Annotated in this window: 16 protein-coding genes and 1 tRNA gene; 7 read left to right on the forward strand and 10 right to left on the reverse strand. The window is 68.4% G+C overall.

The features are described from left to right. Positions 1-36 precede the first annotated feature (36 nt). From HDA44_RS15535 to HDA44_RS15545, 3 genes are all read left to right on the forward strand, one after another. On the forward strand, positions 37-936 hold the full coding sequence (locus HDA44_RS15535) for a class I SAM-dependent methyltransferase (protein WP_184835017.1): 900 nt from the start codon (positions 37-39) through the stop codon (positions 934-936). Between the two features lie 51 nt (positions 937-987). Next, positions 988-1,653 (forward strand): oligoribonuclease, encoded by a 666-nt coding sequence (gene orn / locus HDA44_RS15540; RefSeq protein ID WP_184835019.1) that lies wholly within the window; start codon positions 988-990, stop codon positions 1,651-1,653. Between the two features lie 79 nt (positions 1,654-1,732). After that, positions 1,733-1,805: transfer RNA gene (locus HDA44_RS15545), tRNA-His, on the forward strand. A 330-nt stretch (positions 1,806-2,135) separates the two neighbouring features. Here the strand turns inward: HDA44_RS15545 and HDA44_RS15550 are convergent. From HDA44_RS15550 to HDA44_RS15560, 3 genes are all read right to left on the reverse strand, one after another. Continuing rightward, entirely contained in the window at positions 2,136-3,440 is a 1,305-nt protein-coding gene (locus HDA44_RS15550; RefSeq protein ID WP_184835021.1) for an alpha/beta hydrolase family protein, read from the reverse strand. Positions 3,441-3,557: 117 nt separating this feature from the next. Beyond that, a complete protein-coding gene (gene soxR / locus HDA44_RS15555; protein WP_184835023.1) occupies positions 3,558-4,091 on the reverse strand; it encodes a redox-sensitive transcriptional activator SoxR in 534 nt (177 codons plus the stop codon). Further along, a complete protein-coding gene (locus HDA44_RS15560; RefSeq protein ID WP_184835025.1) occupies positions 4,075-5,514 on the reverse strand; it encodes an MFS transporter in 1,440 nt (479 codons plus the stop codon). The genes soxR and HDA44_RS15560 overlap by 17 nt, the downstream gene beginning before the upstream one ends. A gap of 395 nt (positions 5,515-5,909) precedes the next feature. On the opposite strand from HDA44_RS15560, the gene HDA44_RS15565 reads away from it, so the two are divergent. Together HDA44_RS15565 and HDA44_RS15570 are read left to right on the forward strand one after the other, a co-directional pair. Beyond that, the gene (locus tag HDA44_RS15565; RefSeq protein ID WP_184835027.1) at positions 5,910-6,395 is read left to right on the forward strand and encodes a SigE family RNA polymerase sigma factor; all 486 of its coding nucleotides are present in this window, start codon (positions 5,910-5,912) and stop codon (positions 6,393-6,395) included. A 14-nt stretch (positions 6,396-6,409) separates the two neighbouring features. Continuing rightward, entirely contained in the window at positions 6,410-7,201 is a 792-nt protein-coding gene (locus tag HDA44_RS15570) for a hypothetical protein (RefSeq protein WP_184835029.1), read from the forward strand. Between the two features lies 1 nt (position 7,202). On the opposite strand, the gene HDA44_RS15575 is transcribed toward HDA44_RS15570, so the two are convergent. From HDA44_RS15575 to HDA44_RS15605, 7 genes are all read right to left on the reverse strand, one after another. Continuing rightward, on the reverse strand, positions 7,203-9,086 hold the full coding sequence (locus HDA44_RS15575) for a golvesin C-terminal-like domain-containing protein (RefSeq protein WP_184835031.1): 1,884 nt from the start codon (positions 9,084-9,086) through the stop codon (positions 7,203-7,205). A 41-nt stretch (positions 9,087-9,127) separates the two neighbouring features. Further along, positions 9,128-9,997 carry a dihydrodipicolinate synthase family protein gene (locus tag HDA44_RS15580; RefSeq protein WP_184835033.1) on the reverse strand — a complete coding sequence of 290 codons (870 nt, stop codon included), beginning with the start codon at positions 9,995-9,997 and terminating at the stop codon, positions 9,128-9,130. Next, positions 9,994-11,883, reverse strand: coding sequence for an MGH1-like glycoside hydrolase domain-containing protein (locus HDA44_RS15585; RefSeq protein WP_184835035.1), 1,890 nt, complete (start codon positions 11,881-11,883; stop codon positions 9,994-9,996). Before HDA44_RS15585 ends, HDA44_RS15580 begins: the two co-directional genes overlap by 4 nt. A gap of 57 nt (positions 11,884-11,940) precedes the next feature. Further along, entirely contained in the window at positions 11,941-12,552 is a 612-nt protein-coding gene (locus HDA44_RS15590; protein ID WP_184835037.1) for a MarC family protein, read from the reverse strand. A gap of 40 nt (positions 12,553-12,592) precedes the next feature. Then, a complete protein-coding gene (locus tag HDA44_RS15595) occupies positions 12,593-13,585 on the reverse strand; it encodes a cation diffusion facilitator family transporter (RefSeq protein ID WP_184835039.1) in 993 nt (330 codons plus the stop codon). Positions 13,586-13,702: 117 nt separating this feature from the next. Next, positions 13,703-14,323 carry a response regulator gene (locus HDA44_RS15600; RefSeq protein ID WP_184835041.1) on the reverse strand — a complete coding sequence of 207 codons (621 nt, stop codon included), beginning with the start codon at positions 14,321-14,323 and terminating at the stop codon, positions 13,703-13,705. Beyond that, positions 14,320-15,507, reverse strand: coding sequence for a sensor histidine kinase (locus tag HDA44_RS15605; RefSeq protein ID WP_238352461.1), 1,188 nt, complete (start codon positions 15,505-15,507; stop codon positions 14,320-14,322). The genes HDA44_RS15600 and HDA44_RS15605 overlap by 4 nt, the downstream gene beginning before the upstream one ends. A 177-nt stretch (positions 15,508-15,684) precedes the next feature. On the opposite strand from HDA44_RS15605, the gene HDA44_RS15610 reads away from it, so the two are divergent. After that, positions 15,685-16,641 (forward strand): SMP-30/gluconolactonase/LRE family protein, encoded by a 957-nt coding sequence (locus tag HDA44_RS15610; protein WP_184835045.1) that lies wholly within the window; start codon positions 15,685-15,687, stop codon positions 16,639-16,641. Positions 16,642-16,865: 224 nt separating this feature from the next. After that, positions 16,866-17,957, forward strand: coding sequence for an ankyrin repeat domain-containing protein (locus HDA44_RS15615; protein WP_337906027.1), 1,092 nt, complete (start codon positions 16,866-16,868; stop codon positions 17,955-17,957). The last annotated feature ends 5 nt before the right edge of the window (positions 17,958-17,962 follow it).

The raw sequence follows: 17,962 nt of genomic DNA on the forward strand, positions 1-17,962 counted from the left end.
GCCCGGCGGAGCCCCAGCGCGGGCGACACTGGGCGCATGATCGAGATCGATTGGGCCGAAGAGGCCGGACGGCTCCGGGCATCAGCCGCAGGCGAGGCCGACTGGAACGCTGCCGTGGCCGGCAGCCTGGTACGCGACGGCGACCGGGTGGTTGCAGACGTCGGCTGTGGCGGCGGTGGCATGGCCAAGGCGCTGGCAGAGGCTCTCCCAGCGGGTACGACGGTGGTCGCGATCGACGCGGATCCAGAAGTACTCGAACAGGCCCGCCAGCACACCGCTGGTCTCGTGCGGTGCGAGCTGGCGTCAATGGACGCCGGTGCAGAGCCCTTGCGGCAGGCAATCGCCGCACCGGCCGATCTGGTCTGGGCGTCCGCGTCAGTGCACCACGCCGCCGACCAGCAAGCTGCCATTGACGCCCTGGCCTCCCTGCTCGCACCAGGCGGTCGGCTGGCGCTGGCTGAGGGCGGACTGCCCGCGCGACACCTGCCATGGGACCTCGGTATCGGTGAGCCCGGACTGGAGCTCCGGCTGGACCTGGCCCAGGACAAGTGGTTCAAGGTGATGCGGGAGTCACTACCTGGCTCCGTACCGATGCCGTACGGGTGGACCGAGGCACTGAGCCGCGCTGGACTCACCGACGTGACCACTCGCAGCGTACTGACCGAAACGCCCGCGCCACTGCCGGCCGGACGGCTGGACGAACTCGTGAACCAGTTCCGCGCCCGGATCGAGCGGATGACCGGTACCGGCGCTGGGCACGGTCATGGGCACGGACACGGGCCTGTGGTGACCGGTGATGAGGAGTGGCTGGAGCCGGCCGATCTGGAGGTCTGGAGACAGTTGCTGGACCCGGAAGGACAGTATTACCTCGGGCGGCGCCGCGACCTGGCCGTACTGTCCGTCCGGAGCGTCCACCTCGGTCACGCGGCGCGTTAACCGGGTACGCCGTCGCCGAACTGTCCGGGCGTCGCCGTAAGGTGGGTGCCCATGAACGACCGGCTGGTGTGGATCGACTGCGAGATGACCGGCCTCGACCTGGCGAACGATGCCCTGATCGAGGTCGCGGTGCTCGTCACCGATTACGAACTGAACGTGCTCGGTGACGGGATCGATCTGGTGATCGCGCCACCCCCCGGCGCGCTCGAACAGATGGGCGACTTCGTCCGCGACATGCACACCGCGTCCGGGCTGCTCGACGAGCTCGGTGACGGCATCCCGCTCGCCGACGCCGAACAGCAGGTCCTCGACTTCATCAGCGGGTACGTCAAGGAACCGCGCAAGGCCGCCCTCGCCGGGAACTCCGTCGGCACCGACCGGACGTTCCTGGTCCGCGACATGCCCCGGGTCGAATCCCACCTGCACTACCGCAACGTCGACGTCAGCTCGATCAAGGAACTCGTCCGCCGGTGGTACCCGCGCGTGTACTACGCGACGCCCGCCAAGAACGGCAACCACCGCGCGCTCGCCGACATCACCGAAAGCATCGCCGAGCTGCGCTACTACCGGGAAACCGTCTTCGTCCCCCAGCCCGGCCCCGACTCCCCCACCGCCCGCGCCGCCGCAAGCCTCGTCAGCGCACCTGCCCCGAGCGCCCCCGCCCCGAGCGCGCCGACGCCGAACAGCCCGGCCGAAGACACCACAACAGCCTCCTGACCTGCACGTTCACCCTCGATTTCAGCTCCCGCGAGTTGATCGCTATGATTGCTCAGCCGTCGCGGTTCGGACGGCAATGGTGGGTGTAGCTCAGCTGGTAGAGCACCTGGTTGTGGTCCAGGTGGTCGCGGGTTCGAGTCCCGTCACTCACCCGAAGTCGAGGGCGACCTGTGTCCGCGGAGAGCGCGGAGCTGGTCGCCTTCGGCATTTTGTGCGGCTGCGCTTCGCTTGCCGCGAGTGGGGGCTCCGCCACCCACACCCCCTGCGCCTTCGCTTCGCTCGGCTCCTGTGGTTGGGCATCGCGGTCTGGCATCCGGCGTCGGTTACCCACATGATCGGGCTCCCGACTCTGGCTGGGCACCGCCGTCTGACATCCGGCTCCGGTTACCCACATGATCGACTGCGGTTGGGCATCGCGGTCTGGCATCCGGCGTCGGTTACCGACGTGATCGGGCTCCCGACTCTGGCTGGGGCGCCGCGGGTCAGGAGTAGAACTTCACTTCGGGATACCGCGTCGAGGCGCCGTCGAAGAGCTGTGTCGGACGGCGGTGCAGCCACAGGTCGAAGAACGCGCGGATGTAGGTGCGGATGGCAGTGACCGCGTGGTCGGGGTCAAGTCCTACGCCGACCTGCGGTGCCTCGGGGATGACTCTGCCCCTCACGAGGCCGGTCAGCAGCGGCAGTAGATCGGTGTACGTGTAGTGGGTGGAGCCGGTGATCGACAGAAACCGGTGCCACCCGCGCAGGTTGTGCCAGACGACGCTTGTCAGGTCTCCGAAGTAGTCGGGGCCGAATCCGCCCGAGGCCATGATCATGAAGGGACGGGCGCCGATGCGGTCCGCGAGCCGGACGAGCTCCTGGCGCGTCCGGTCGGGTCCGGCGTCCGGGCCCGAGTCGGTGAAAAAGCTGCCGTCGAGGTTGATCCCAGCACCGATGCGTGCGTCGTTCGCCATCGCCTGTGCCGTGGTGGCTCCACCGAGCGAGTGTCCGAACATGCCGACCCGGCGCAGATCCAGACTGCCTCGAAGGCCGGCCGGCACGCGGGTATCACGCGGCGACAAGCCGTGACCCGCGTTGAATCGGGTGAGCTGATCGAGGACGAACCGGGTGTCGTCCCGGCGGATCTGCATCGCGCGGTTCGGCTCGCGATCCAGATCGTGCCTGCCGATCTCGACCCGCCCGCCGGGGAATTCCACTTCCGCGGCGTCGTACGTGTGGCTGATCGTCACCACGACGTACCCGTGGCTGGCGAGGTCCTCCGCCACGAAGGTTCCGTGCTCGCGACCGAAGGCGAATCCGGGCGAGAACAAGATGACGGGACGCGGGCGCAAGGATGGTGCGACGGGCCCACCGCTCCGTGCATGCGTAGCAGGAAAGTCGACGGTGTCCAACGAGACCGGCTGGGTTGCGGCGGCCTTGGGGCCTGCCCCGGTGTCCGGGCCGGTCGGCTGGTTGAGAAAGGTCGTCAGTTCCGGTCGGTACCGCGCGAGCGCGGCCGCCGTCATCCACGGCGCGGTTCGGCCGCGTCCGATGCTCGGGTACCACAGACTGACCATCAGCTCCCGTGGACGTGCAACGGTGAGCCAGGGATCCTGACGTGTCTTGTCGACGAGGTGCAAGGCAGCCGTGCCGACGGCGTACGGCCCGGTGGGCGCGGGCAGCGCGAGACGGACCCGGTCGCTTCCTCGGCCGGCCGCGCCGGCGCTTCCAGGCACGGTCTGAAGTGTGAACCCGGCCGCGAGGGAAAGTGCGCCGCCGAGCACCCGGCGCCGTGTGATGTCGTTCATCGGATGTCCTGTCTTCGAGATCATGGCGAGGGCACTCGCATGTACTCACTGTGGCGATGCCCGCGTCACTTCGGCGTCAACACCTTCGGCGACGCCGAGAGGAGACGACAGGTGCAGTTATGGGCTAGAGCCGTTGGGTTTGGGGTGTGTGGTCTTGGGCGGCGTGGGTTGGTAGGACTGGATTCGGACTGGGCCGGGGCCCTGGTCTTTCAGGGTGTCGTCGGGGTTCAGGAGGAGGCATGCCTTCATGGACAGGCAGCCGCAGCCGATGCAGCTGGTCAGTTGGCGTTCTAGGGCTTCCAGTTGCCGGGAGCGTTCTTCCAGTTGCTGTTTCCAGACACGGGAGACGTGGTGCCAGTCGTGCTGGGTGGGGGCGCGATCGGTGGGCAGGTCGGCGAACACCCGGGCGACGTCGGCCAGCGGTATCCCTAGTCGTTTCGCGACCAGGATGAGCGAGATGCGGCGGAGCATGTGCCGGGCGTACAGACGCTGGTTCGCGGACGTTCGCTCGCTGACGATGAGGCCTCGGCGTTCGTAGAAGTGCAGCGCCGAGGCAGACACTCCCGTACGCCGCATCACCTCCCCGATGGTCAGCGGCTCCGCCGGATCGATGTGGCCGGCCGACGTGGCGCCGTCAGGTTTCGCGGGCATCGCCACGTCCCCCCGGGCTGGTGAAGTGGAGGGCGGCGACGGCTGCGGTCAGCAGCAGGCACAAGGCGCCGACGCCGAGCTGAGTGAAGTGCCAGGAAGTGGTGAATGCACCGATCTCGAACGCGCGGACTGGGTCGCTTGGGGTCAGGTGGCCAGCGGCGACATCGGCCGCGTGCCCTCGGTCGTCGAGCTTGCTGGTGAGGAAACCGAGCAGGGACGCACTGAACCCGGCGATGACGAGGGCTTCGGCCGCACCTCGCAGGGTGTTGAGGAACCCGGCGGCCGTACCCAAGAGCCGCGCCGGAACCAGCGCCATGGCTTGCCCATCGGTGATCCCGAACGAGGTTCCCATCCCGATCCCGATCAGCAGCAGCGGGACAGCGACGCGTACGGCCGTGTGGTCCGGGCGAAGGATCAGCAACGCCACGTTGCCGACGACAACCAGTACGAGAGCGGTCATGATCAGGACCCGGGCCGAGACGCCGCGGTTGACCGCGGTCGCGGCGAGGACCGGTGCGACCAGTACGGGCGTGGTCAGCAGCAACATGACGAGTCCGGCGGCGACCGGGGTGTGGCCGGAGACGGCTTGCAGGTACGTCGGCAAGAACACCAGCACGCCGAGGAACCCGATCGACGTCGTCAGCGTGGCCAGGCACCAGCCCATGAACCCGCGGTTGGCGACGAGCTCGGGCGCGAGCATCGGCGCGGCGCCGCGCCGCTGGGCGACGACGAACACGATCAGGCCGACCGCGCCAACACCGAAGCCCGCGATGACGACCGGATGGATCCACCCGAAACTCGGGCCTTCGAGCAGCGCGAACATGACCGCGGTGAGCGCGATCACGAACAGGCCGCTGCCGATCCAGTCGGTTCGTGCGTGCTCGTCCCGTGATTCGGCGAGCCGCGTCGCACCGGCGGCGATCAGCGCGGCCAGGGCGGCGAACACGCCGAAACTGCCGCGCCATCCGGTCAGGCTGATCAGTCCGCCGACGAGCGTCGGGCCGACCGCGATCCCGACTCCGGCCATGGTGCCCATGAACGCGAACGCCCGATTGCGCGCCGCGCCGTCGTACCCGGATGCCAGCAGCGCGCCGCCGGCGGCCATGACTCCGGCGGCCCCGATGCCGGAGACGATGCGGGCCGCGTCCAGGACCTGGATCGTGGGTGCGGACGCCGTGACCAGGAACCCGGCCGCGAACAGCACGGCCGCGACGACGAAGATGCGGCGACGCCCCGCCCGGTCGGCCGCCGCGCCGGCGACCAGGGTCATCGCCGCAAAGGCGAGGTTGTACCCGGCGACCGCCCAGTTCAGCGCCGAGCCGGCCGTACCGAGGTCGGTTCCGATGCTCGGCAAGGCGATCGCCGTGCCGGAGATCGACATCGCCGCCAGCGCGACCCCCGTCAGGACGACCGGCAAGGTCAACCGGGAGGGTACCCGCGGTGTCACGGGCGCGCCTGGTTCAGTCGGTGAGGTGGTGGGCGACGTCATCGGCGGAGGTCCTCTCGATCGCGGTCCGAGCTTGCGGGTTGCGATCACTCCACTGCCTCAACTTAGGTTGAGGTCAACTCAGCGCTCGAGCCGAACCTGACGCGAGCACGCCGCTCCTGGCGATCAGGCTCCGGCCTGGCCGCGGGCGGCCGCGTGGGAGGATGCTCGGGTGAAATCCTGGTTCGGGTACGCGGTTGTGGTGGGGGTCACCCTGGTGGTGGGGTTCTTGGCGTTCGCGGTCTGGGTCCTGTCGCTGGTGTTCTGAGGTGTGACCTGGGTGGGGCGTGGGTGCGTCTTGGGAGGTAGAGGCGCCTACGAGAGGGGTGTGGATGAGTGGGACCGCGGAGTTCGAGGAGTTCGCTCGGGCTCGGATACCGCAGTTGTACCGGACCGCCTGGTTGCTGGCGGGTGATCGGCATCATGCGGAGGACCTCGTACAGGAGACGCTGGCGAAGCTGCTGACCGTCTGGTCGCGGATCGAGAACCCGGGGGCGTACGCGCGAACCGCCTTGGTGCGGACGTACATCTCGCAGCGGCGGCGCAAGAGCTGGGGTGAGCGGCCGACCGGCGAAGTGCCCGAAGTGGTGGAGCGGCCCGGGGATCCGGAGCTGCGGATGGCCTTGCAGGGGGCGCTGGCGGAGCTGGCGCCGCTGGATCGCGCCGTGCTGGTGCTGCGGTTCTTCGAAGATCGCAGCGTCGAGCAAGTGGCGCTGGATCTCGGCAAGACCACCAGTGCGATCACCACTCGCACCGCCCGCGCCCTGAACCGCCTGCGGGCGGTACTCGGCGACGACGCCCAGCTGATCGCGCTCTGAACCAGAGGAGAACCATGAACACGCAACTCACCGACCTGATGCAGCGGGCCACCGAGAACCTCGAACCGGTCACCCCGGACCTGCTGGAGCGCAGCGTCACCCACGGCCTCCGGCTGCGTCGCCGGCGTACGGTCATCCGTACGGCCAGCGGCGCTGGAGCTGTCCTCGCCACGGTCGGCCTGATCGCCGGCGGGGTCCAGCTGCTCAGCTCCCCCGCCGACACCGCGACCGCGGGCACTCCCGCCCCGCTCCCAGTCACCAAACCGTCGGCCAAGCCGTCCCCAGCGACCAACAGCGCCCCGACGTACAAGCCGGGTCCCACCGCAACGAAGGCGCTGGCCACCCTGCAGAGCCTGGTCGCTGCTCCCGGGCGCACGTTCGCGGAGCCCGAGACCTGGGGTGAGCGAGACTTCGCCGGGGCGGCGTACGTCGTCAACGACGGCAAGGGCGCCACGCGGGTCGACGTCATGCTGTCCGGCGGCGGCGAAGCCAACCCCTGCGTACCGCACCGCGCCGGCTGCACCTCCCTGCCCGACGGCTCCTTCCTGTACACGTCCAAAGAGGAGCCGACGTACAACGACGGCCGCCAGGCCGAGTTCAGTGTCGTCGCCAACCGCGTCATGCTGTACCGACCGGACGGTCGCAACATCAACCTGACGAGCTACAACGGCCCAGCCGAGAAGGGCCGGCAGCACACCCGTACGCACCCCATGCTGTCCGTCCAGGACCTCACCACGCTGGCGAAGAGCAAGGCCTGGAAGCTGCCCCCGGTCCGCTCCAGCTCGTTCGGCAAGCCGACCAAATAGCTCAACGACGGAGGAAGCGGACCGCGTCGGCGACGACGTACCCGCTGGGGGCGTCGGTGAGGGACACCGAGGCGGCGAGACCGGCAGCGAAGGTGTACGTACCCAAGCTGACCCACTCGCCGCCTCGCGAGTCCGGCGCCCCACGAACTGTCTGATCAACCAACACCGTGCTGGACCCACCTGCGTACGCGACGGTGTACGGCGCGGCAGTCGACCTGTTCGAAGCAGCCGTGTACGACACCTGCACCTCGTACCGCCCGTCACCAGGAAGACAGGGCTGCCAGCGCACCTGTGCAGTACCAGCGCCCGGAGCATGCGATGCGTAGTTCCCGCTGTAGTAGCCGGGCACTCCGGTACCACTGGGCCAACTGCCCGCGACAACTGAGTAGCCAAGCGCACCGTTGTCCACAGTGATCTCCTCGGACACGTCTGGTGCAGCAGGTCCCTGGGTAAGTGTCAGCTTGTCCAGGGCAACAGCCTGACCACCACCTCGGCCCGTACCAGCCGCAGCGAACCGGACGCCATGCGGTCCGCCACTGAGCTGCATGGTTCCCAGCAAGAGGACGTCGTACCCGGCTGCGGTCTCAGAGGTCGTGTCGATCAGGTAGTTGCGTGGCTTCTGCCCGTCTACCGTCACCGACACCAGTCCGCCGTCCGGCGACCGGTGGTAGCGCAGCCAGAGCTCGTACTCCCCCGGGCCGGGCGCTACTACTCGGCAGGTGAGCTGCTCCACCGGATAGGACCTGGACCTCAGCCGCGGACCACTCGCCAGACTGTCCCGTCCTTGCGTCAGCCATTCCAGGTTGAATCGACACACGTTCACTCGCAGCGGGAAGCTCGGGATGTCACCGTCGCACCCGTAGATCAGCACGATCGTCCCGTCGGACAGCCGGGCCAGGTCCGAGTAGTACGAACGCCCAGGGTTGATCACCCGGCTGTAGCGCAGGCTCTCCGTACCGTCGTAGCTGACCGAGACCGTCATGTTGTAGCGCATCGGCGAGTCCGGCCGGCTGAACAGGACACGTCCACGCGTGTACCCCAGCATGCCCGCGTCAACCGCGTTGAACGTCCCCGTGCCGCCGTCCATCACCGGTGCCGACCAGGTCAGTCCACGGTCCTTGCTGACCGACACGATGCGCTGCCGGTTCCCGCCTGCGGCGTAGCGTCCGTTGATCAGTACCGATCCGTCGTCCAACTGCACCAAGCGGGCCTCGTTGATCGGGTAGTCCGCCGACACCGGCACCGCACCGGTCGTCTGCCACGTACGCCCGTGGTCGTCGCTGTAGACGGACGCGACACCGTACATCCGCTCGACGACGGTGTTCCCGACGATCACCCGCCGGTGCGCCACGTTCATCAGCAGTCGCCCGTTGTCCAGCTGGATGCCATGACCCGGTCCGGGCGAGTGCAGCGCCCAGTCGTACCCGAAGTGATCGAACAGATCGAGTACGCGCGGCTCACCCCAGGTGACGCCCTTGTCCTTGCTGGAGATCACGTGCAGTACGCCGGTGTCACCAGAGCAGCTGGTGTTTTCGGGTAACCGGTCGGACAAGGCGTAGAACAGGAACACCTCGTGCGTTTGCCGGTCGTACACGGCTGCCGGGTTACCCCAGGACTGCCCGTCCACGGACGGTACGACGACCTGTGACTCGCTCCAGGTGTCGCCCTTGTCCGTACTACGTCGCATCAGCAGGTCACGCGGCCCCGCATCGCACACCTCGTGCCGCCCCTCGCAGAACGCGAGGATCGTGTCATCGGGCAGCACGGTCAGTCCGTGCACGTGGTAGTTCGCCAACGGCCCCGATGACGCATCCCACAGCGTCTGCTCGTCGTACGCCGGCTGCCCTGGCGTACGGCCTGCGAACGCCGGCGTCACCCCAGTCATCGCAACACCTAGTCCTACTGTGAAAGCCCGCCGACTGATCATCACGCACTCCTGGGGATGAGGTGTTCTTCCATCGGTTCTACGAGCTCGGTCATCCGGTCCAGCTCATCCGGGGTCACCGGTGCGAGCGGAGGCGCGCAGTGCGGCGGGCACAGACCACGTGCGTTCAGCAATGCCTTGACCGTCGGTACGCCTGGACGCACCGTGTGGATCTTGGTCAGCGCAGTGGCCAGCTCCTGCAGCCGGTCCAGCTCAGCGCCGGGTGTAACCAGCTGCAGTGCCAGCCCTGGAGCCAAGTTCGCAATACCAGGTGTGATGCCGTGTACGCCGGTGCGGATCGCGTCAGCCAGCCCCTGCTCATCTCCTTGACTGACCTCGATGCCAAGCGACATGAGGTAGCGCAGCATCTCGGTGTCACCCGATGAGTCCTTAACACCGACTAGGTACGGCCTGGACGCCGCTGCGCTCTCCTGCGTGAACAGAGTCGAGCGGGGCGAGTTGTACGCGACCACAGGTAGCCCATGGCGGCTGAGCGCCTCGTAGTGCGCTGCTACCTCGTCATCGCGGTGTTTGAAGAACGTGGGTGGACTGGACACGATCCCGTCCGCACCGGCTGCGGCTGCGTCGTCGGCTCGCCGCTCCGCTTCCGCGGTACCAGGTGCAGTCACGTTGACCAGGACTGTCCCGCCCGTGACCAGGTCCCGCCAGCGCTTCACCACACCGGCTGCGAACTCACCTGACAGCTCCACTGGGATCAGCGGTCCTTCACCATTGCTGCCAAGCAGCATCAGCCGTCGTACGCCGACCGATGCCATCGCCACCAGCAAGCTCTCCGCTGCCTCCGCCGACGGCACTCCAGGCGACGACATCGGCGTCACCAACGGAACGACCACACCACTCAGCAGACTCATCCGCGCCACCTCTCGTCGTCGAACAGCGTCACTTCGCCACGCTCCATCAGCACGATCAGACTCAGCAGTGCGCCCCACGTCTGGAACGGCTCACTGTTCGGCTTGTCGCAAGCGGCGCCGTGCACGCTGGAGTAGTTCTCGTGGATGTGCCGGTGCTCGTTCCACTCCTTCAGCACCAGCCGCGAACTCCCCTCGGCCAGCCAGGTGGCGGCGTCCTTCTCACCTGCACGCAGCAGCCCGAGGTAGACCAGGAAGTTCACCGGCGGCCAGGCACGCAGCTCCCAGTACGACGTGTCCTTGAGCTGGATCGGCTCGTGCCGCGGCGACGTCGGCAAGATCCACTCGCCACCGAACCCGTCATCGGTCAACAGGTGCTCGGACAGCATCCGCCCAGCGCGCTCCCCCGTACCTACTCCGGCCAGCAGGGGGTAGAAGCTCATTGTCGACAGCCGCTCTGTCACCAGGCCGGTGTCAGTCCGACGGCTCCGATAAATCCCACTCAGCTCGTCCCACAACGTCTCCATTGCGCGTACGACGGTTTGCCGGCGCTCGCGCAGTTCAGCAGCTACCGCTGTCTCGCCGAGGAGGTCCGCGATGTCTGCCAGCGCCTCACAGTCGGCGGCGTACAGGCTGTTCATCCCGACGTCGTGCGCGGCGAGCAGACTCTTCTCCTGGTCGAACGGAACGTCGTCGAACACCGGATGCCCGTCCCACCCGGTCTCACAGGTCGCCCCGAAGTGCTGGTGGATGCGCGGAATGTCCTGCGGCGACGGGTACTCCGCGTCGAAGTACGTCGACCCCGCGCACAACAGCTCGCCGTCACGGCGTACGCGCCACCACCAGCGGTTCCAGGACAGCAGCGCCTCGAAGGTCTCCGCCAGGAACCACCTGTCGCCGAACCGCCGGTAAAGCTCCAGAACGGTCAGCGAACCGACCGGCGGCTGCGAGCCGTCGTACGTCTTCCGGCCGGTGCCCTGCTCGACGTTCGGGACGAAACCGTCCGGGGTGCGGGCGCGGAGCATCTCGACCACGTTCAAGTACGCGACCGGCTTGCTGTTCGGCGCCGCGAGGAGCGCGTTGAAGAACGCGTCCCAGCAGAACAACGCGTACCCACCGCGCTTGCCGACGTTCCACAACCGGCTGACGGTGGTGATCACCCGCGCCGTGGCCGGCTCGTAGATCGTGTTCCACGAGATCGCGTCCCGAACGATCTCGTGGTGCTGAGCGATCTCGTCCTGCCTTGCGGTCTCGTGGTGCTGGGCCGGCGGTTCCGAACTTGCCGCGCCGAGGTCCGCCGCCGCGGTCGCGACGATCCCCGCGATCTCGGTCAGGCTCCGCACACGACCGGTCGACACCCCGACCACCCGCGAGAGGTCGACGGCAAGGTACGGACCATCGATGTCACAGTACGGATCGTCAACGTGCTCGCCGGTCGTGAAGACCTCCACGACCCGATCGCCGGTCGCGCGAATCCGATCGCCCTCACGCACCACCACGCCGGCGCGATTCCAGAGATAGCTGACCCCGACCGTCAGCAGCGCGCTCTGCTGCTGATTGGCCGACGGCGTCACCAGCGCCACCAGGTCATCACCAGCATGCGCGGTCTGGACCCGAACAGTGATTCCGGCCCAGCTGACAGTCGTCTCGGTGTAGCTTCCGTCGTACGCGTGCGGGCCGAGCGTCACCGTCTCCGCGCCTTCGGTCCGCCGCCCGATCTGCGCGGTCCGCAGCGACGTCCCGCGGTAGTACTCCTTCAGCCCGAAGGACAGGCCGAGCGCGTCGGGGAGCAGGACCTGGGTCAGGACACTGCGCGTGTCCCAGGTGTTCCAGCCGCGCCCCACCTCGTTCTGGAGCCGGTCGTAAGCCGCCGTACTCTCGTTCGTCATAGCACCAGCCTGGCATCGCCGGCCTGGCTAATACGAATTACTCGGCGCGTTACCGGATCACTTCACCGCGAGTACGCCGTGCGTCACCAACTCGACACCGATCGCGAGCGTGAGGAACCCGATGATCCGGCTGAGGGCGCCCAGACCGGTCGGACCGAGCTTGTCGACCAGCGGCGTACCGAACCGGAGCATCAGCGCGACCAGCGCGGCCAGGACCAGCGCCGCCACGATCACGCTCAGCCGGTTGGTGATCCCCGGGTGCCGCGCGGTCAGCGCGATCACCACCCCGATCGCACCCGGACCGGCGATCAGCGGCAAGGCCATCGGCGAGAACGACACGTCCGGCTTGGCGACGCCATGCGTCTTCTCGTCGTCGGTCAGCGCCTGCCGGGACACGATCATCCCGAAACCGGAGTGCGCGACGACCAGGCCGCCGGCGATCTGCAGCGCCGGCAGACCGATGCCCAGGCCTTCCAGCACCAGCGTGCCGAGCAGCGCGAACACGGTCAGGATGCCGAGCACGTAGACCCCGGTCATCACCGCCTGCCGCTTCATCGCGGCCCGGTCGACGCCTTCGGTCAGCCCCGCGAACGTGGCCAGCGCACCGATCGGGTTCGTGATCGGCAACAGTGCGGCCAGCGCTGAAACCGCAACGTGTACGGGCTCCACGGTCGGGAGCGTACACCTCCGAACCTACAAGTCGGGCGCCTTACAACGGCGGTTCGACGTACCAGCGCGGCAACTGATCCGGCTGAAGGTCCGTCGCGTCGCCGGGGCGCGACAACGTGAGGATCGCCTGCTGGATCTCCGGGCGTTCGTTCAGCGCGTCCTCGATCGTGTACAGGCGGGCGGCCACCTCCGACTCGACGTCGTTGCCGACGACATCGACCGCGGCGACCAGGAAGATCCGGTCCGCGCCGACCCACTCCATGTGCAGGAACGTCACCCGCTCGATGTCGTGGTGGTCGAGCAGCGCGCGCAGTACCCGGTTCCGTGCCAGTGGGGTGACCGCCTCACCGGTCAGGAAATCCAGGTTCCGGCTGATCAGGAACAGCGCCACGACGCCGAGCAGTACGCCGACCACGATCGAGCCGATCGCGTCCCAGATCGCGTTGCCGGTCAGTTGGTGCAGGAAGATCGCGACGCCGGCGATCAGGATGCCGATCAGCGCGGACAGGTCCTCGACGAACACCGCGCGGAGGACCGGGTTCGAGGTGAGTCGCACGTACCGCCACGGCCTCAGCATCCGCTGCAGCGCACCGGCCTTGGTCTGTCGCATTGCCTGGGTGAACGAGATCCCTTCCAGTACGAACGAGACACCGAGCACCGCGTACGCCCAACCGTACGACGTGCTTTCCGCCTCGCCGTGCTCGAGCGACTGGATGCCGTGCCACACCGACACCGCGGCGCCCACGGTGAACAGGCCGAACGCGGCGAACATCGACCAGACATAGCCAACCCGCCCGTATCCGAGTGGGTGCTTCCGGTCAGCCGGTTTCCGCGCCCGCCGCTCCCCGACCAGCAGGAAGATCTCGTTGCCGGTGTCAGCCCAGGAGTGCGCCGACTCAGCCGCCATCGACGCCGAACCGGTGATCACCGCGACGATCGTCTTCGCGACCGCGATCAACAGATTCGCCGTGAGCGCAACCAGAACCGTCAGGAGGCTCTCACTCCCACCCTCCACCTCGCCGGTACCACTCACAACTCCGACACTAGGTCATCCGGCCAGCACCATCTGGTACCACGCACACATCTGACAACAGGTCATCCGGTTGAATTCATCTGGCACCGCGCGCACATCTGAGTCATTCAGTCGGCTTCACCTGGTCGGCCGGATGATGCGTTGCTCGATCGCGCGGTTGACCGCGCCGGCCCGGTTGTCGACCTCCAGCTTCGAGTAGATGTGCGCGAGGTGCGACTTGACCGTGGCCTCACTGACGAACAGCAGCTTGGCCAGGTCGCGGTTGGACTTACCGCTGGCGAGCAGGGTGAGGATCTCCACCTCCCGCTCGGTCAGCGTCGGCCCGGAGCGCCGCATCAGCCGGGCAGCGACCGCCGGCGCCAGCACGGTCTCGCCGCGCGCGGTACCGCGGATGGCCCGGAACAGATCCTCCGGCGGCGCATCCTTCAGCAGGTACCCGGAAGCTCCCGCGTCGATCGCGCTCATGATGTCGGCCTCGGTGTCGTAGGTCGTCAGCACCAGCACGTACGGCGGGTCCGGCAGCGCCCGCAACCGTGCGGTCGCCTCGGCACCACCCGCGCCGGCGCCGAGGTTGAGGTCCATCAGCACCACATCCGGGTGGAACGCCGCGACGAGCTGCTCGGCACTGTTCGCATCCGGGGCCTCGCCGACCACGGACAGATCCTCCTGCCCTTCGAGCAACGCGCGCACCCCGGCCCGTACGACCGGGTGGTCGTCGACCAGAGCCACCCGGATCACGGGCTCTCCTTCGTCGCCCGGAGCGGGACCGACGCGGCCAGCGCGGTTCCCTCGCCCGGTTCACTCTCAAGCACCAGCGTTCCTCCCAGTTGTTTCAGCCGGTCACGGATTCCGGCCAGACCGTGTCCGCGGTCGGAATCGATCTTGGCACGAGATCGCGGAAGGCCGCGGCCGTTATCCACAACGTCGAGGACGACGGCATCGGGCTGGTAGGTGAGCGTCACGACAGCCGATTCCGCGGCCGCGTGTTCGAGTACGTTCGCGAGCGCGCCGCGGGCCGTACGCAGCAGAGCGGTCTCCACCTCGGAGTCGAGCGTCACGGGCGTACCGTGCACCTGCATGCGGACCTCGACCGGGCTGTGCGCCGCCAGCCGCTCACAAGTGCGGCGGAGCGCCTCTGGTAGGCCGACCACCAACTCTGCCGGTGCCAGGTCCCGGACCACCCGCCTGGCCTCATCGAGCCCGTCACGTGCGGTGGCAGCTGCCTGAGCGGCGTGCTGTCGCGCCGCAGCAGGCTTGTCGTCCCACTCACGCTCAGCCGCCTGGAGCAACAAGTTGATGCTGGAAAGGCCCTGCGCCACGCTGTCGTGGATCTCGCGAGACAACCGGGCCCGCTCCGCCAGTACGCCGGCCTGGTGCTGTGCGTCGACCAGATCACCCTGGGCGGCGCTCAGGTCGTCCAGCAACGCCTGCCGCGCCAGTGCGTCCCGCTCCAGCGCCCGATAGGCGCCTACGGCAAGCACCGCGATGCAGACCGGTCCCAGCACGATGGTCGGATCGACCCGGTCAGCCATGCGGGTCCACTGCACCACCGTGACCACCACCATGCCCGCTACGACCACGCAGGCCGGCCGGAACGACAGGACCCGCAGGGCAACGAACGAGAGTGGCACGGCGCACCAGGCGAACGAGGGCGCCAACAGGACCAGCAGGAACCACTCCAGCACCAGCAACGCCAGCCAGACCCGGCTGTTGAGCAGGCGGTAGGCGGCGTACGTCGCCAGCAGCACCGCGGCGCCCGCGAGCACCCACGGCGCCCGGTCACCGAAGCCATGGCCGGTCAGGTAGCGCACCGCGGAGGCCAGCACGAGGACGACCAGCGCCGCGTGCAGCGCTGTCGCCAGTCGGTGCGCGTGGCCCAGGATCGCCGGACTGCGGGTCGCCGGACTGTGTGCAGTGGTCATGTCCTGCCGATCGTAGGCCGGAAAGTGCCGGTTCCGAATCATCCGTTCGGCTAGCCGTTGCTGGCCGAACGCCTGTCGTGCCGACGGCCGCGGGGACGGAGGCTGGAAGCAGTTCGGAACCGATCCGCACTCCCCGACCGACTGATTCGCACTCCTGACCGACTGAGAGGCCCGCACATGTCCGTCCGTACGCTGTCCGCCACCCTCGCGCTGTCCGCCACGCTGCTCGGCCTCGGGGCCTCGACCGCGTCCGCGGCCCGCCCGAGCAGCTACGAGCTACCTGGTGACCCCGGTGGGTCGAAGTTCGAGGGCATCGGGTTCGACGCCCGGACGCAGACCCACTACGTGTCCGAGACCACCGGCGGCGAGATCCACCGCGGCCAACTGCGGAGCGGCGCCGCCGCGGAGTGGCTGCGCGGCGACGGCACCGACGGCCGCTGGACCGCCCGTGGTGTCAACGTCGACTCCCAGGGCCGGGTGTATGTCGCCGGTGGCCCGAACGGGATCGACCACCCTGGCGCGCCAGATCTCTGGGTGTACGACCGCGACGGCCGGCTGCTCGCCGCGTTGCGCACCGGCGTACCGAACGCGTTCCTGAACGATCTGGTGATCGGGCCGGACGGCGCGGCGTACGTGACCAACTCCAACGCCCCGCAGGTCTTCCGGGTCGCCGAGCAGCACGGCCAGTGGAGCATCAAGACCTGGGCCGACGCGACCGGCACGATCGAGACGGCGACCGGCTTCAACCTGGGCGGCATCGTCGTGTCACCCGACCGCAAGGCGCTGGTAGTGGCCCAAGGCAACGTCGGCAAGCTCTGGCGCTTCGACCTGCGAACCGGCAAGGCCACCGCGGTCGACACCGCCGGGGCCAACCTGGTCGACGCCGACGGACTCGTGCAGCAAGGCACGAGCCTGTGGGTCGTCCGGAACTTCTCCCGGGTGCTGAGCACACTGCGACTCGCACCTGACGGCCGGACCGCGCGGCTGCTGTCGGCGACACCGACCGACCCGGACCGGGTGCTGACGACCGCGAAGCTGGCACAGGGACGGCTGCTGGTGGTGGACAGCAAGTTCGACGAGGCGACCGCCGTTCCGCCGTACCAGGTCATCACCATGAACCCGCCGCGCCGATGAAGCGCCGCCCGATCGCCGTGGTCGCCGTCCTGCTGATGGCGGTGACCACCGCGTGTTCCACTGAGACCAGCAGTACACCGAGTCCCGCCACGCCAACCTCAGCTCCGACCACCGGAGCTGCCTCCGAGCCCAGCCCTGAGGCCAGCTCTCGGGCCAGCTCCGGGGCGAGCGCTGGGGCCGGCTCGGTGCCTGCGACGCCGCCACCGACCGCGAGGAGTACGCCAGTGCCGTCTACGCTCGACCGCCAGCTGATCGCCGCCGCCTGGAAGAACGACGTCGCCGAGGCCAAGCGCCTGATCGCGGCCGGTGCGAACGTCAACGCGACCGACGACACCGTGCAGAGCGCGTTCCTGATCGCCGCCAGCGAGGGCTACCTGCAGCTGCTCGACCTGACCCTGGCCAACGGCGCGGACATTCGCGGTCTGGACAGCTACCACGGCACCGCACTGATCCGCGCGGCTGAGCGTGGTCATGCGGCCGTCGTCGGCCGGCTGATCCAGGCGGGCGTAGCGGTGGACCACGTCAACAACCTGGGCTGGACCGCGCTGCACGAGGCGATCCTGCTCGGCAAGGGCACCCCGGAGTACATCGACACGGTCCGGCTGCTGATCGCCGCCGGAGCGGACCGTGACAAGCCCGCCGCCAAGGACGGCACTACTCCGGTGCAGGGCGCCAAGGAGCGCGGCCAAACCGAGGTGAGCGCCGTGCTGGGCACCAAGGCGCCCGCGAATGCGTTGCTGGGTGCAGCGACCTCCGGTGACGCCAACAAGGTCGCCGCCGCGCTGGCGGCGGGCGCATCGATCGAGTCCCGCGACGACCACCGGCGTACGCCGCTGTTGCTGGCCGCGCTCAACGACCGAGTGGACGCCGCCCGGCTGTTGGTGGAGCTAGGCGCCAACCCGGATGCGCAGGACGACCGGCAGGACTCCGCCTGGCTCGTCACCGGGGTCACCGGCAGCGTGGCGATGCTGGAGACCCTGCTGCCGGCCAGCCCGGACCTGACGCTGCGGAATCGGTTCGGCGGCATCTCGGTCATCCCGGCCAGCGAGCGCGGCCACGTGGAGTACGTGCGCCGAGTGGTCCAGACCAAGATCAACGTCAACCACGTCAACAACCTTGGTTGGACCGCGCTGCTGGAGGCGATCATCCTCGGCAAGGGCACCAAACCGTGGCGGGAGATCGTCCAGGTCCTGCTCGACGCCGGCGCCAACCCCAACCTCGCCGACACCGACGGAGTCACCCCGCTCCAGCACGCCGAGTCACGCGGCTACGACCAGATCGCGAAGACCCTCCGTACCGCGGGAGCCCGCCAATGACGCCG

The organism is Kribbella solani (assembly GCF_014205295.1).
Lineage (GTDB): Bacteria > Actinomycetota > Actinomycetes > Propionibacteriales > Kribbellaceae > Kribbella > Kribbella solani.

Bases quoted from the DNA above. Each gene is read 5' to 3' on its own strand.
- HDA44_RS15535 (WP_184835017.1), top strand. From the start codon at position 37: ATGATCGAGATCGATTGGGCCGAAGAGGCCGGACGGCTCCGGGCATCA.
- HDA44_RS15580 (WP_184835033.1), bottom strand. From the start codon at position 9,997: ATGAGTCTGCTGAGTGGTGTGGTCGTTCCGTTGGTGACGCCGATGTCG.
- HDA44_RS15585 (WP_184835035.1), bottom strand. From the start codon at position 11,883: ATGACGAACGAGAGTACGGCGGCTTACGACCGGCTCCAGAACGAGGTG.
- orn (WP_184835019.1), top strand. From the start codon at position 988: ATGAACGACCGGCTGGTGTGGATCGACTGCGAGATGACCGGCCTCGAC.
- HDA44_RS15565 (WP_184835027.1), top strand. From the start codon at position 5,910: ATGAGTGGGACCGCGGAGTTCGAGGAGTTCGCTCGGGCTCGGATACCG.
- HDA44_RS15605 (WP_238352461.1), bottom strand. From the start codon at position 15,507: ATGACCACTGCACACAGTCCGGCGACCCGCAGTCCGGCGATCCTGGGC.
- HDA44_RS15610 (WP_184835045.1), top strand. From the start codon at position 15,685: ATGTCCGTCCGTACGCTGTCCGCCACCCTCGCGCTGTCCGCCACGCTG.
- HDA44_RS15575 (WP_184835031.1), bottom strand. From the start codon at position 9,086: ATGACTGGGGTGACGCCGGCGTTCGCAGGCCGTACGCCAGGGCAGCCG.
- soxR (WP_184835023.1), bottom strand. From the start codon at position 4,091: ATGCCCGCGAAACCTGACGGCGCCACGTCGGCCGGCCACATCGATCCG.
- HDA44_RS15570 (WP_184835029.1), top strand. From the start codon at position 6,410: ATGAACACGCAACTCACCGACCTGATGCAGCGGGCCACCGAGAACCTC.
- HDA44_RS15550 (WP_184835021.1), bottom strand. From the start codon at position 3,440: ATGAACGACATCACACGGCGCCGGGTGCTCGGCGGCGCACTTTCCCTC.